The organism is Succinimonas sp. (assembly GCF_045225735.1).
Taxonomy (GTDB): Bacteria; Pseudomonadota; Gammaproteobacteria; order Enterobacterales; family Succinivibrionaceae; genus Succinimonas.
Genome location: NZ_JBGVBR010000380.1, coordinates 1 through 13986, shown reverse-complemented (window position 1 = coordinate 13986; position 13986 = coordinate 1). Strand labels below are relative to the sequence as shown.

General features: G+C 51.1%; 13 protein-coding genes. 5 read left to right on the top strand and 8 right to left on the bottom strand.

Annotated features, from left to right (window positions below):
• The 4 genes from ACJROR_RS13480 to ACJROR_RS13465 all read left to right on the top strand — a co-directional run.
• A partial coding sequence (locus tag ACJROR_RS13480; RefSeq protein ID WP_406547554.1) for a hypothetical protein occupies nt 1–832 on the top strand: 832 nt, incomplete at its 5' end.
• Nucleotides 833–1091: 259 nt separating this feature from the next.
• A complete protein-coding gene (locus tag ACJROR_RS13475; RefSeq protein WP_406547553.1) occupies nt 1092–2198 on the top strand; it encodes a hypothetical protein in 1107 nt (368 codons plus the stop codon).
• A gap of 126 nt (nt 2199–2324) precedes the next feature.
• Nucleotides 2325–2612: a transposase family protein gene (locus ACJROR_RS13470; protein WP_406547552.1), complete on the top strand. Its 288-nt coding sequence runs from the start codon at nt 2325–2327 to the stop codon at nt 2610–2612.
• A 72-nt stretch (nt 2613–2684) separates the two neighbouring features.
• Complete coding sequence (locus ACJROR_RS13465; RefSeq protein WP_406547555.1) at nt 2685–3503, top strand: ISAs1 family transposase; 819 nt, start codon at nt 2685–2687, stop codon at nt 3501–3503.
• Between the two features lie 75 nt (nt 3504–3578).
• Here the strand turns inward: ACJROR_RS13465 and truB are convergent, their stop codons facing one another.
• The 6 genes from truB to mscL all read right to left on the bottom strand — a co-directional run bounded on the left by truB (nt 3579) and on the right by mscL (nt 10488).
• Nucleotides 3579–4598: a tRNA pseudouridine(55) synthase TruB gene (gene truB, locus ACJROR_RS13460; RefSeq protein ID WP_406039684.1), complete on the bottom strand. Its 1020-nt coding sequence runs from the start codon at nt 4596–4598 to the stop codon at nt 3579–3581.
• Nucleotides 4582–5046: a 30S ribosome-binding factor RbfA gene (rbfA, locus tag ACJROR_RS13455; protein ID WP_406039686.1), complete on the bottom strand. Its 465-nt coding sequence runs from the start codon at nt 5044–5046 to the stop codon at nt 4582–4584. The genes truB and rbfA overlap by 17 nt, the downstream gene beginning before the upstream one ends.
• A 158-nt stretch (nt 5047–5204) precedes the next feature.
• Nucleotides 5205–7733, bottom strand: coding sequence for a translation initiation factor IF-2 (infB, locus tag ACJROR_RS13450; RefSeq protein WP_406547551.1), 2529 nt, complete (start codon nt 7731–7733; stop codon nt 5205–5207).
• Nucleotides 7734–7849: 116 nt separating this feature from the next.
• Nucleotides 7850–9388 carry a transcription termination factor NusA gene (gene nusA, locus ACJROR_RS13445; RefSeq protein ID WP_406547550.1) on the bottom strand — a complete coding sequence of 513 codons (1539 nt, stop codon included), beginning with the start codon at nt 9386–9388 and terminating at the stop codon, nt 7850–7852.
• A 26-nt stretch (nt 9389–9414) separates the two neighbouring features.
• Nucleotides 9415–9870 (bottom strand): ribosome maturation factor RimP, encoded by a 456-nt coding sequence (gene rimP, locus ACJROR_RS13440; RefSeq protein WP_406547549.1) that lies wholly within the window; start codon nt 9868–9870, stop codon nt 9415–9417.
• A gap of 180 nt (nt 9871–10050) precedes the next feature.
• Entirely contained in the window at nt 10051–10488 is a 438-nt protein-coding gene (gene mscL / locus ACJROR_RS13435) for a large-conductance mechanosensitive channel protein MscL (RefSeq protein WP_406547548.1), read from the bottom strand.
• A gap of 410 nt (nt 10489–10898) precedes the next feature.
• Between mscL and ACJROR_RS13430 the strand changes: the two genes are divergently transcribed.
• Nucleotides 10899–11507, top strand: a complete 609-nt coding sequence (locus ACJROR_RS13430; RefSeq protein WP_406547547.1) for a TerD family protein — start codon at nt 10899–10901, stop codon at nt 11505–11507.
• A gap of 182 nt (nt 11508–11689) precedes the next feature.
• On the opposite strand, the gene ACJROR_RS13425 is transcribed toward ACJROR_RS13430, so the two are convergent.
• Together ACJROR_RS13425 and ACJROR_RS13420 are read right to left on the bottom strand one after the other, a co-directional pair.
• On the bottom strand, nt 11690–12205 hold the full coding sequence (locus ACJROR_RS13425; RefSeq protein WP_406547546.1) for a GGDEF domain-containing protein: 516 nt from the start codon (nt 12203–12205) through the stop codon (nt 11690–11692).
• A gap of 9 nt (nt 12206–12214) precedes the next feature.
• Nucleotides 12215–13750 carry a transposase gene (locus tag ACJROR_RS13420; protein ID WP_406547545.1) on the bottom strand — a complete coding sequence of 512 codons (1536 nt, stop codon included), beginning with the start codon at nt 13748–13750 and terminating at the stop codon, nt 12215–12217.
• Nucleotides 13751–13986: the final 236 nt, after the last annotated feature.

The window sequence follows — 13986 nt, the reverse complement described above, 5'->3', positions numbered from 1 at the left end:
CCCGGAGGGACTCCGTCTCACCGCTGACTTTATCAGAGAAAGCCTGTTTCCCCTGGCCGCTCTTGTCCTCCGGAAATTTCAGGAATTCCGCGCTAAGAAGGAGGGTTCCGGAGTATTTATCGTCATAATCGCAGGAGGAGTCAGTTCCGGAAAAACCTCCGCCGCCCTCATGCTGAAAAGGCTGCTGGGCGCCATCGGACTCCGGACGGAAACGGTATCCAGCGACGGCTTTATTTACCCCTCCGCCTGGCTTCAGGAGCATAATCTTATGGATCAGAAGGGATTCCCGGTATCCTATGACGCGAAATACATGGAGGAGTTTCTTAAGGAAGTCAGAGCCGCAGCCGCGGACATCCGGGCTCCCCGGTATTCCCATAAGGTCTACGACCGGCTTCCGGATGACTGGCAGCTAATCCCCCGAGACACCGATATTATGATCTTCGAGGGGGTGAACCTCCTGGCGGCGGCAGAGGAATACGGCGTTCCGGGCATCAGGGCCCCTCTGGACTATGCCGACCTTTCAATCTACATTGACGTTCCGGAGCCTCTGGCAGAAAGCTGGCACCGGGAACGCTGCCTCAGCATTATCAGAAATAACCGGGGCTCCCCGCAAAGCTTCTTTTCCAGATACGCCGGCCTGACGGAACCTGATGTCATCCGGGAGATCCGCCGCGTCTGGGAAAGCATCAATCACGTGAATCTTATAAAATTCATTAAACCATACGCCAGTAAAGCACATATCCGGGTCACGGCGGGATCTGACCACCGGCTGAGCAAACCGGAATGGCAAAAAGACGTTTTCCCGGATCATGGGGACGACAAAAGGGAATAAAAAATCCCCAAAGGGCCAATTCCGCCATTTTTGCCCCGGCTCCGTAACAGTTCGAGAACGATTCCGGCGCCGCAATGCCGCTTTACGAGCCGGTTTTTAGCTTAATACTTTGTCATACTTCCCAAAATGCCCTTCTCCGCATAGACATCAGGCCTCCTCCCGTGCCAAAATCTTACCGGGTAATGGTTGCGGTCTGACCTCCTTAACCGGGATCACGTCCGGACGACAACAGATGCAGGGATTGCAGGGATGCAGCAATATGAGCAACATTAACGACATCTTCAAAGACAGCTTTATCGAAAAGGAAATTCTCGCTATTCAGGACTTTACCGAAAGAAACAAGCAGGACTGCCCGGAGGATCTTCCGGATCTGTTTGATCTTTACCGGAAACGTGATTTCGCCGCCCTCATCACCGGCTTTTCCCTCATCAAGAAAAACCTCCGGACATATCTCCTGAACGCCCCTGATCGCAACCGCCGTTTTCTGCTCATTGATGCCCACCTTTTGATCATGGAGCTTATCTCCCGGGAAAACGAATTCGCCTCCATGTTCTTTATGAAGAGACGCTTCGAACAGGAAAGACTGATAAGAGAATCCAATGCCAAGGCTCAGGCCATGCAGGATCAGTATGATCAGGCCTCTCAGGAAGCCGGCAAGATCACGCTGGAGTTCACCGTTGCTCAGGGAGAGCTGAACAGACTCACTCAGGAACTGGACAGGCTCCGGGAAGAATACGCCGTTCTTGAGGATAATTTAAAGAACTGCGCGGATCAGAATGCCAGCGGCGATCTTACCAAAAAGATGGAGGAGCTCCACACTAAGATCACCGATCAGGAAAGCGCCGTTAACGAGCTTAAGACCGTCAAAATGCCCCGGCTTACCGCCATGAAGAAGGACGCCGAGGAAACCAAAAGCTTCTGCTACGTCAATCTGACCGATGCCAACCGCTCCGCCACCTCGGCCATGAAGGCCATCGGGGAAAGGAAGAAGCTGAACCCCATTCAGAGTCAGCTCCTGAACTCTCAGTGCGCTGCCGGCGTGGCCCGCACCCACGCGCCCCTGATCGCTCCGGAGGATGAAGAATTTTTTCATACCATAAGGGATTCCTTGGTCACCTGCTGGGAAAACTGTTACTTTGACAAAATGAACATTCTTCTGGATCAGGCTATTGAAAAGCCCGTGGAATTCCCCAAGGCCGACGAAACCGAAGAGAATCTCCTGAGCCTGCTGCGTAACCTGAAGGATCGTCTCAAGGAAGCCACGGACAAAATCGACAATATGAAAAACTCTCCGGAATGGAAGTACATCTCGGATCCGGCGCTCTGGGGATCCTATTTCCAGAAGATCAACGCCATGTTTATGTAATAGTGTTTGCGGCTTATGAATGCGAAGGGGTTCCTACGGGAACCCTTTCTTGTGACGCAAGATAAGATCACCTCCCCTCATCCTAAATCAAGGGCAAAAATTATGTTATCAGATGCTATAACCGAGATGAGCGAATTAACAGAAGCAAAGGACTCCGGATCTCCTGAAAATATTCGTTACCCGTTAGCGCCGACGTTATTTGCCATCATGCCGGCCTGGCTGTGCGGATTTGATTCAGCCGGGAAGGCGGAATTGTTTTGGGACATTAATTTGGAAAACCTGAAGAAGCTGATCCCGAACTTCCCGGATCACCGGATCTCCTGCGATACGATAAACCGTATCTTAAGCCTGATCACGGCGGATGATTTAAAGGACATCCTGAGCCGGTTTTCCCGGGTTCTGACAGAACAGTAGGGAGCAGCGGCGCCTGACTCCGGACAGGAATTTCCGGAAGCTGCCAATGATGATAAGAATTTCCCTCAGGAGCTGTTCTATATAACTCTGTCTGATTCAGTCCATGGCCTGTCATTGGGAATGAACGAAATCTCACCCCGGGATATTGCAAACAAGACCTGCATCCGCGCAATTGAGATGCTTGACCTTGCAGGAACTGTCGTAACCGCTGCCGCTCTCGGCGCAACGAGAAGCGTGGCGGAAGCCATCATGAGACAGGGCGGGGACTATGTTATAGCCGTTAAGGATAACCAAAAATCGTTACTCAAGTCCATCCAGAACGCCTTTCGCGATCCCCTTCTGGTCCGGGAATGCGGAGAAGCTCATGAATCTGAAACAGAACTCGGCACCGGAATAATCGAAGAGAGAACCGTGACGGCGCTTCCCATAAGCGCAGTCAAAAACAAGACCGCCTTCGGGGAATGGAAGAAGGACTGCAAGACGCTTTTTATGAGCATTACCGCGAGTTACGGTAAGAACCAAAAGGCTGAGGGAGAACCTCTGACAGAGTTTTTTGTATCGTCTCTGTCCTTTGATAATACCGGTATTGCCGCTTTAGGGGATCGGGCTCTTAGGGAACACCGGGGAACAGCAAACCAGCGACCCTGGCGCCTCGATCTGGATTATGGCCGGGATCAGCTGCAAATAAAGAACAGAAACTATCTCAGAAACTGCGAGGCGCTGTCCGGCCTGACCCTGAAGGTTCTGAAAGAGCTTAAGCCCCGCCCGGAATTCAACAGGAGCCCCCGCAAGGAGGTGCAGTCCTTAACTGGCGTCATGACGTTTTTGCGGGGCCGGCTGGAGCAGCATCTGGAAACTGTCGCCAGGCTTCTGGCGCACGGTACGGCATAAAATGCGAAAGGGGATCCCCGCGGGAATCCCCTTCTCATTTTCTGCGGCGGCGCAGCGCCGGACAATAATAACCGATTATTCCGGAGCCGGCTCCATGGGATTGGCTACCGAGCCGTCCTCCCGGAGAAAATCCGTGAGATCCATTTTAACCCCGGTCATGAGGCGCTTCGGAGCCAGAAGGTCATAACGGATATCCCCCACACCGGCAAATACGGGATCGCCTTCGCCGCCCTTGATGTAAATGCGGATAGGCTGGAGATCCGTGGTGAGCATGTTAACCGGCCGCACCTTGATCCTTTGCCCCAGCATAATGCGTCTCCCCTGTTCCTCGTTGAGAAAGATCTCCGGGAGCCGTTTTACCGCGGTGTCAGGAGGCAGCAGGAGAGCATCCAGGGCTGCAAAAGCGGTATGCCCTTCGCTGTGGGAATCATTAAGGATTCTGTCCAGATCCTCGAAGGAAACCATTCTTTCCCGGGGATAGTCCGCCACCTGCAGCCGGTCCAGCATGGTCACATGAGCACCGGAGCCCAGATATTCTCCCAGGTCGTCCACCAGGGTACGAATATAGGTGCCCTTGGAGCACCGCACCTCCATCAGGGCATTGACGCCGTCAAAGGACAGGAGCCTGAGATCATAGATCACGATGTCCCGGGCTTCCCGGGGGATCTCAATGCCGGCCCGGGCATAATCGTAATAGTGCCGGCCCTGATACTTGAGAGCAGAATACATGCTGGGCACCTGCTTTTGCTTGCCCCGGAATTTATCCAGAGCCGCCAGCAGATCCGCCTCTTTGAAATTCACCCGGGAGCGGGCCACGACTTTGCCGTCTGAATCGCTGGTATCCGTGCGGATCCCGAAGCAGGCATTAACGCGGTAGGTCTTGTCCGCATCCAGCAAAAACTGAGAAAACTTGGTAGCCTCCCCCAGGCAGATGGGCAGCATTCCCGTGGCCAGAGGGTCAAGAGCTCCGGTATGACCGCCCTTCTGCGCATGATAAATTCCTCGGATCCGGATCATGGCATCATTGGAGGTAATTCCCCGGGGCTTGTTAAGGAGAAGAACGCCGTCTATCTCCCTCTTATTTCGTCGTGGCATCGCTGTTTTCTGCTACCTCACTGCTGTTATCCTGACTTATATTGTCATCATCCGCGCTGTCATCATTCGGTCCGGATTCCTCCCGGAGCTCGGCATCATGCCGCACGGCCTCGGTAATCAGACCGGACATCCGGAAGCCTTCCTCCAGAGACTTGTCATAAAGAAAGCTGACCTCCGGTACCATGCGAAGCTGCATGGCCTGACCGATCATGGTGCGGAAGAAGCCCCGAGCCCTGTTCAGGATCCGGATCCCCTTGGTCACCGCGGCGGGGTCATTGTCCAGAAAGGTTACGTAGATCTTTGCATACTTGAGGTCGCCGGAAACCCAGACATCGCTCACCGTAGCCATCTTCACCCGGGGATCCTTCATTTCCCGCATGATAATGCCGGCTACCTCTTTTTTCATCTGCTCAGCCACCCGCTGAGCCCGGCTGTATTCTTTTGCCATTAATTATCTTCTCTTTCAGTTAATTGAAAAAACAGACTCCAAAGGGGCCTATGGCCCCTTCTTATTATCACGATCCTCCGGGAACTCAGCCCCGGAAGGAATCTCTCAGCATATAACGGTTACTTAAAATAACGGATTTACTTACAAAACAAGCTGCTTTATTCAAGGGTGCGCTTGACCTCGATGTTCTCGAACACCTCGATCTGGTCGCCTTCCTTCACATCCTGGTAGTTCTTCACGCAGATGCCGCATTCGTTGCCGCTTTTCACCTCGGCTACGTCATCCTTGAAGCGGCGGAGGGAATCCAGCTCGCCCGTGAAAATAACCACGTTGTCACGCAGCACCCGGATGGGAGCGGAGCGCTTGACAGTGCCCTCGGTAACCATACAGCCGGCGATCTGGCCGAACTTGGGATGCCGGAACACCTGTCTCACCTCGGCCATGCCGATGATCTGCTGCTTGATTTCAGATCCCAGCATGCCGCTCAGGGCCTTCTTCACATCATCAATAAGATCGTAGATCACGCTGTAGTAGCGGACATCGATGCTGTTTCCGTCAATGAAGCGGCGGGCGCTGGAATCGGCGCGGACATTGAAGCCCAAAATAATGGCATTGGAAGCGGCAGCCAGCGTGGCATCGGTTTCGGTAATGCCGCCCACGCCCTTGTACACAATGCTGACCTTGACTTCATCGGTGCCCAGCTTGATGAGAGAGTCGCTGATGGCCTCCACAGAACCCTGCACATCGGCCTTGAGCACGATGTTAAGCTCGTTCTCAGTGCCTTCTTTGAACATGTTCTCCAGCTTGAGCTTCTGCTCCCGGGCGATCTTCACATCGCGGAACTTGCCCTGGCGGTAGTTGGCCACTTCGCGGGCCTTCTTTTCATCACGCACAACGGTGCACTGGTCACCGGCCACCGGAACGCCGGAAAGACCCAGCACCTCCACCGGAATGGAAGGGCCGGCGCTCTTAACCGCCTGTCCCAGCTCGTTTCTGAGGGCGCGCACCTTGCCGTACTCCATGCCGCAGAGCACAATGTCTCCCACGTTAAGAGTGCCCTGCTTGACCAGCACGGAGGCGATAGGGCCGCGGCCCTTGTCCAGACGGGATTCGATAACCACGCCGGTGGCCATGCCGTCCTTGACGGCCTTGAGCTCCAGCACCTCGGCCTGCAGGGAAATGGCGTCCAGCAGTTCATCGATGCCGATGCCGCTCTTGGCGGACACCTTCACAAACTGCACGTCGCCGCCCAGCTCTTCCGGAACGATGCTGTAGGAAAGCAGCTCCTGAGTTACCCGCTCCGGATTGGCGTCCGGCTTATCGATCTTGTTGATGGCCACGACAATGGGCACATTGCCGGCCTTGGCATGCTGAATGGCTTCCACGGTCTGGGGCATAACGCCGTCGTCAGCGGCCACCACCAGCACCACGATGTCAGTGGCAGCGGCGCCGCGGGCGCGCATGGCGGTAAAGGCCGCATGGCCCGGGGTGTCAATGAAGGTGATAACGCCGCCCTTCTTGGTCTTCACATGATAGGCGCCGATCTTCTGGGTAATGCCGCCGGCTTCTCCGGAGGCTACCTTGGACTTTCTGATATAGTCCAGAAGCGAGGTCTTGCCGTGGTCAACGTGGCCCATGATGGTCACCACCGGAGGCCGGGGCTCGGCATGGCTGGCCATATCGCGGTCAGACAGCACCTGTTCCTCCAGCTCGTTCTCCTTGCGGATAATGACCTTATGGCCCATTTCCTCGGCCACTACCTGAGCGGTTTCCTGATCAATGACCTGATTGATGGTTACCATGTCACCCAGCTTCATGATCACCTTGATCACCTCGGCTGCCTTCACGGCCATCTTTTCAGCCAGCTCGGAAACGGTAATGGTCTCGCCGATTTCCACATCTCTGGCGATCTGCACGGCGGGCTTCTTGAAGCCGTGAGCCTTCTGATTGGCCCGGGCCGCGCCCTTAAGCTGCTTTCTGCTGAACTTCTGGGCCGGATGACGGGCATTGCGATCGTCGCGATCCTCTTCGTCACGCTTGCCGATCTTCTTCTGCTGAGCCTGACCGCCGCGTCTTCTGCCGCGGTTTTCCTCTTCGCGCTCCTGCTCTTCCTCGGCTTCCTTCACGTAACGGGAGGTGCCGTCATCATCCTCGTCCTGAGAATGAGCCCGGGCCTCTTCCTCCTCCTCCCAGCGCTTCTGGTTTTCTTCCAGGATGCGCATGGCTTCTTCGTTCTGCCGCTTCACAGCCTCGGCATTGCGGCGGGAGCTTTCCTCCTCCTGAGCCTTGCGGAGCTCCATGGTTTCCTTTTCCTGCTCCAGGCGCTTGGCCCGCTCTTCAGGAGTTTCATGAACCTTGGCTTCCTGAGCCTTCTTCCGGGCCTCCTCGGTCTGCTTCTTCCGGGCTTCGGCGCGGGCGCGGGCTTCAGCTTCGCGCTTTTCAGCCTCGGCCTTGGCGCGGAGACGGCTTTCCTCCTCAAGACGCTTCTTTTCGGCTTCCTCCTCCTTCTTCCGGGCGATATCCTCGGAGGTGGGGATGGTAAACTTGCGCTTCTCCTTCACTATAATCTTGGTGCCGTCAGCCTCATAGGAACGGCGAATGCCGCCGCTGGGAGAAGAAGCGCCCTTGGATCCGATATTGCGGGTCAGCTTCCTCTGAAGTTTTCCGTTGTTTTTCTCTTCTGCCATATTACAAATCACTTTAAAAATCGTTGCTTACCGAAAGACCTCTCAAAAACCGGTTCTTCGTCTCCGGGGCGAGGTCCCATCCTGCCGGCTCTCCGGCCTCTGCTCGAATTTCTGTCTTACTTTGCGGCTTCATCCTTAAACCAGGTTTTGTTACGAGCTTCCATAATCAGCTTGCCGGCCTGATCCGGGGTAATCTGCAGAATATCGGCCAGCTCATCAGAATCAAGCTCGGCCAGCCCTTCAAGATCGCAGATCTCTTTGGCGGCCAAAGCCCGGGCCTGATTGAAGTTGGTGCCGGTAAGCTCAATAAGCTGTTCATCCAGGGGGTTCCCTGAAGGAGTGGTAATGTTCTTGAGAGACTGCCGGGCAATATCCTGCAGCTCTGCCACGATCCCTTCGTCCAGGCCCTCAACCGTGGCCATGATCTCTTCAGGCTCCACGTAGGCCACTTCTTCAATGCTGGTAAAGCCGGCCTCCACCAGTCCCTGGGCGAAATCGTCATCAATGTTAAGAACGTCAATGAACATCTGCTTGGTGGTGTTATGCTCGTTTTCGCTCTTCTGCTCGATTTCCTTCAGAGTCATCACCTTGATGCGCATCATCTCGCGGCCGTCTCTGGCAATAAGGCGCTGAGCCAGACGCACGTTCTGACCGTTGGTGCCAATGGCCAGCTTGTAGTTTTCCTCGTCCACGCCCATGATAATGGTGTTGGTGTCCATGTCCACGATGACCTGGGAAACCATGGCCGGCTCCATGGCGTTCTTCACAAACTTGTTGAAGTCGTCGTCATAGGAGATGATGTCAACCTTTTCGTGGCTGAGCTCCTCGGAGACGCTCTTGATGCGGGAGCCCTTCATGCCCACGCAGGCGCCCTTGGCGTCAATGCGGCGATCCTTGGCCTTAACCGCCACCTTGGAACGGGAGCCCGGATCCCGGACGCAGCTGACGATCTCCACCTGGCCTTCGGCGATTTCGGGAACCTCAATGCTTAAGAGCTCCTTCAGGAATTCCACCGAGGTGCGGCTGAGCTCCAGGAACTGGGAGCTGGTTCTGCTGGCATCCTCGCGGATGGGCAACAGCACGCCGCGAATGTGATCGCCGAAGGAAAAGTTATCGTGAAGCAGCATGTCCTTTCTCTGCAGCACGGCTTCGGCGCCGTTGCCGAGATCCACGAACACTCTTTCATGACCGGCCTTCTTCACGGTTCCGGTAAGAACCTTGCCTACCTGACTCTTGAACTGATCGATAACCTGCTGTCTCTCGGCCTCCCGCACCTGCTGCTGGAGCACCTGCTTTACGGTCTGCGCGGTAATGCGGTCGAAAATAATGTCCTTGTTGGTGTTTTCGTCGATAATCATCTCTTCAACGTAATCACCGGGGCGGATTTCCGGATCGTCCACTCTGGCTGCTTCCAGGGAAATTTCCCGGGAGGGGTTTTCCAGAATGCCGTCAGGAGCATCTACCACCAGCCAGCGGCGCTTGATGATGGCGGCGCCGGTCTTCCGGTTGATCTCGGCCTTCATCTCGGCTTCCACATTGCACTTCTTCTTGCTTGCGGTGGCCAGAGCTATTTCAAGAGCCTGAAAAACCTTTTCCTTATCAAGAGCCTTTTCGTTGGACAAAGCCTCTACTATTGCAAGTATTTCTTTCGCCATTTTCTGCCTCTTTAAATTCCCCTAGCTTAAAATTCCGGAACAAGCTGAGCCTTTGACACATTCGGATAAGCTATCTGATAAAGCTTGCCGTCTGTTTCAATTTCAAGAATGTCGCCATCAATGTTCTTAAGAACCCCCCGGAAGCGTCTTCTGTTTTCTACAGGCAGACTAAGCTCCAGGGATACGGATCTGCCCAGATAGGCCCTGACCTGATCCAGATTGAACAGGAATCTGTCAAGCCCCGGAGAGGACACCTCCAGATAGTAGCTGTACTTGAAAATGTCAGCCACGTCGATAACGCCGTTGATCTGCCGGGATACCTCCTCGCAGTCGCCGACGGTAACGCCGCCTTCCCTGTCAATAAAGATCTGCAGGATCGTCCTCTTGGGATTCCGGATAATGCGGATGCCCCAGAGCGCGATGCCAAGATCCCTGATAACCGGCTCAATGAGCTCGGCGATCTTCTCTTCTATAGCTTTCAAAAAACTCTCCCGAAGTCCATATAAAAAAAGCTCCCGTCATCTTCTGACCGGAGCTTCCCAGATTCAGATTGTCAGCTGTCTCAGAGGCGGCCATCTCAGGCAACGCTCTCAGACTGCTTTGTGCGATGTTAGCACCTGTTTATAAGTTCGTCAAGACGAACAGAAAAAATATTTCTTCTGTTACTTCTTCTGCTCTTTAAGGAGATCGCGGATCTCGGTAAGGAGCTTAACCTCGTCAGAAGGCTCGGCCTGAGCTTCCTCGGCCTTTTCTTCCTTGATGATGGAACGCTTCAGGTTGTTGATAAGCTTCATGGAAATGAAGATGGCGAAGGCAATGATGGTGAAATCCACAATGGTCTGGATAAAGGCGCCGTAGCCCAGAACCACAGCTTCGGCAGTATCGGTCTTATCCTGCAGGGTAATGGCCAGATCCTTGAAGTCCACATTGCCCACGATCATGCCCACCAGCGGCATGATGACATCGGATACCAGGGAAGAAACGATTTTGCCAAAGGCGGTACCGATTACCACACCGATGGCCATATCGAGAACGTTGCCCTTCATGGCGAAGTCTTTAAATTCCTTAAGGAAGGAAAAACCCTTTTCTGCTACAGACATTTTTAACCTCATTTTTAACAGTTGGCGTTATGCGAAAAAAGCGTCCCGAAGCCGGCAGAAACGGGATCCGCCGGCGGGAGGCCTCAAAAACGCCGCACATTATACCACTATCGGAATACCGCTATCGCAATACCGCTGCCAGATGTTCCGAACCGGAAAGAAATCGGAAAACCGACTCCGGAGCAAATAACAGCATCTTCCAGCGGATGCGTCCGTTCAAAGCCCGGAAAACGGGGATCATCTGCGGCACAGTGTATAAAAATTGTTCTTCTGTCACATTTATATTTGGTGTGGATATTGATTCAATACTGATGTGTGTTATATTTAAGTCTGTACCAGAAGGAGTTTTGTCATTCAAGCTAACATTTTTTAAAATCTAGTGCTTGGCACGCAATTATTCGGGGGACATTATGGCCATTAACCTTCAGAAGGGACAGCGCATCAATCTTAAGAAAACAGAAAAAACCGGCCTCGGGGAAATTCTGGTCAACCTGAACTGGAATGCCAGACCGGCGCAGAAAAAAGGATTTCTGGCCCGGCTGTTCGGCGGCAATTCCGGCATCGACCTGGATCTGGGCTGTCTTTTTGAGCTCCGGGACGGCCGCAAGGGCGCCGTGCAGGCTCTGGGAAACGCCTTCGGCTCGCTGTCTCAGCCGCCCTTTATTTCCCTGGACGGGGATGACCGCACCGGAGAATCCGCCGCCGGCGAAAACCTGAGAATCAACGGGAACCGGGTGGCCGACATCAAAAGAATCCTGGTCTACACCTTCATCTACGAGGGCATTGCCAACTGGCAGGAGGCCGATGCCCGGGTGACCATCAGGTACCCGGGAGCCGAAGACATCATCGTCAGGATGGATGAGTACAACTCGCAGAAAATCATGTGCGGGCTGGCGCTTCTGGAAAATCAGAACAGCGAAACCTTCAGCGTGGGGAAAATCGTGCAGTGTTTCGACGGACACAGCGACCTGGATAAGGCCTTTCACTGGGGTCTGGAATGGGTGGCCGGGAGAAAGTAAACGGACTTTCCGGGGAAATAAGCTATGCCGTTCCGGGTAACAGACGGAACGGCCTCTTCGTTCTGCCCAATTGCCGGACAGAAAGCAGGCGGACACATGACGGTTTATCGCTGATTGCCTGATACCGACATTCCTTCTCAGTCATTGCTCCGGCCGTCATTCCGCCGCAATCCTTACAGCAATCATGCTTCCGCTTTATAGAAGGCATAGCCGTTTTTACCGTCTCGCTTTATGGCGTAAAGGGACTCATCGGCGCATTTGTACAAATCTTCCCGGTTATTTACCTGGGTGCCGTGGATTATTCCGACGCTGATCGATGTCCCGGGGAGACTGTCGGAGGTGTCTGCGAGCTGCCGGTTTATCTGACCGACCTTTGATGCCACAAGATCACGAAGATGTTCCTCGGCATGAACCATAAACACCGCAAATTCATCGCCGCCGAGTCTGCAAACATAATCATCGGAACGAAAGTTTTTATTGAGAACCGCGACGATTTTCTTCAGAACTCTGTCTCCGGTTTCATGTCCGTAAGTGTCATTAATGCCTTTGAAGTTATCAACGTCAATGAGGAGCATAAAAGTTGTTTTAAGATCCATGCTGGAAAGCAGCAGATCGTAGCCCGTGCGATTGTATGCTCCGGTAAGCTCGTCATGAGATGCCTTGTAATTAAGTACAACTTTCCCAATTGTATAGTTCACTATCGTTTGTTATGCTGATTTACTGGATCGTACTTTAGATTCATTTACATCTTGATCATCATTAGGAACTAAATCTAGTTTTATTAAAAGTTCTTCATGGTTTTTCGTCAATTTCCTTAATACCCATCCTTTATTTGGTAAATTTACTTTTTTAGCTCGTTCCAACATTTTCATTATTTTCTTATAATTCATTGTATCAAATAAGTTATGCTCATCAAAGTGATTGATCATTTTGTATGTAAGCAAAGATGACAAAAAATCACAGAATTCGGAACCAATTACCGAATAATCATCATGGACTCTGGTTTCATCAAATTCACATGCATGTTTATAATAACGCATAACTAGCTCTATCTCCCATCTGCTATTATATGAACTAAAGGCAATTTCAGGTGATAGATCTAAATCTGTTTCTAAAACAATTGTTCCGAATTCTTGTTTCTTCTTCTCATATTTTTCTGTAGAGAAGTTTTTATTTTTGGTCGTTCTGTGAATATAATCCTTTTCTTCAGCAGATGATAACGATAGATCCTTAAACGAATATAGCCATTTTTTAGACTTAGTGTCTTGTGATTTTCTATAAAGTATATGATCATTATTTGATAAAGCACCATCATATTCGTAGAGATTTAACTCCTGTATAATTTTAGCATCGCGTTTTATTGGATTAATAAAGTGTAAATTAGGGTTGTCCATGAAAGATTTACGAGCACTTGATGCAGGAAACCCCTTGTCGCCAACAATAATACCTTGAGTAATGTTATTCTCAGTAATGAAATCCTCATACGCCGTAAGGTCTAGCATGTTTCCAGGATAACACTTTGAACAAATTGGTTCTTTAAGTTCCAAATCAAACGCATACATGACAGAAATGTCTCTTGTTCCCTTTTTTAGAGCTTTTCTCGAATAGTCCGATAATGAATTGATTCTCGATTCATTGGATTTTAGAGTTCCATCAATTAAGAGATGATGATCTACGTTTACATGCTGTACGCGATTTTGCATAAACAAGACAATTCTACTAAAAGCCTTACCAAGATTTTTTAAAAATATCGAGACTGTATTTTTTGATAATGACACATTAGGATAAAGTTCAGATAGGTAAGATGTTAAATATTCTTCCTGAAGTTCGTAGTCCTTTACCCCCTTATTACATACTCTTAATATGGAAATTACGTATATCTGAATCGCATCATGAACTTCATAAAATTTCTTTAATTCTTCTAAAATTGGTTTAAATAGCCGGTCTGCCAACACAATATTAGCCCAATCTTTGATATCAACATTTTCAATTCTGGATAACCTTTTAATCTCGTGATTTTTCTCCGAAGATTTTTTAGCACCTGGACACACAGGAATAAATTTTTTAGCTTCAACATCAATATGGCCAATAACAGGACCATTCTTTGGTACTCTTCTTCCGTGATCATAAATACAACCAACCCTAGACCTAACAGCATAACGAGGAGGTTCTGTTTTATTAGTACGAATTACGATAGTATTTTTTGGTCTTTCAATCGCAAGTATATCTTTAGGAATTGCCATTTCTTATCTCCTTGAATTACGTATAGCACAATTATATCATAAAATAACGAATTGTGCTATACCTTTATTGAAAAAATAATTAAAATTTTCGATATCGAGGGCTTAAAGCCTTGTAAAAGGAGAAAATTTTGAATAGGGAAAATAGAATTTCAGAATGCCACGATACGACGAAGCGGCATGTTGTCTAGGTTAGAGAGGCTTTTTGTGTATAGCTCAAAAGGAATGGGAAAGTTGTA

Excerpts from the sequence above, each read along its gene's own strand:
- ACJROR_RS13475 (WP_406547553.1), top strand. The coding sequence starts at position 1,092 with ATGAGCAACATTAACGACATCTTCAAAGACAGCTTTATCGAAAAGGAA.
- ACJROR_RS13470 (WP_406547552.1), top strand. The coding sequence starts at position 2,325 with ATGAGCGAATTAACAGAAGCAAAGGACTCCGGATCTCCTGAAAATATT.
- truB (WP_406039684.1), bottom strand. The coding sequence starts at position 4,598 with ATGCCACGACGAAATAAGAGGGAGATAGACGGCGTTCTTCTCCTTAAC.
- rbfA (WP_406039686.1), bottom strand. The coding sequence starts at position 5,046 with ATGGCAAAAGAATACAGCCGGGCTCAGCGGGTGGCTGAGCAGATGAAA.
- infB (WP_406547551.1), bottom strand. The coding sequence starts at position 7,733 with ATGGCAGAAGAGAAAAACAACGGAAAACTTCAGAGGAAGCTGACCCGC.
- nusA (WP_406547550.1), bottom strand. The coding sequence starts at position 9,388 with ATGGCGAAAGAAATACTTGCAATAGTAGAGGCTTTGTCCAACGAAAAG.
- mscL (WP_406547548.1), bottom strand. The coding sequence starts at position 10,488 with ATGTCTGTAGCAGAAAAGGGTTTTTCCTTCCTTAAGGAATTTAAAGAC.
- ACJROR_RS13430 (WP_406547547.1), top strand. The coding sequence starts at position 10,899 with ATGGCCATTAACCTTCAGAAGGGACAGCGCATCAATCTTAAGAAAACA.
- ACJROR_RS13420 (WP_406547545.1), bottom strand. The coding sequence starts at position 13,750 with ATGGCAATTCCTAAAGATATACTTGCGATTGAAAGACCAAAAAATACT.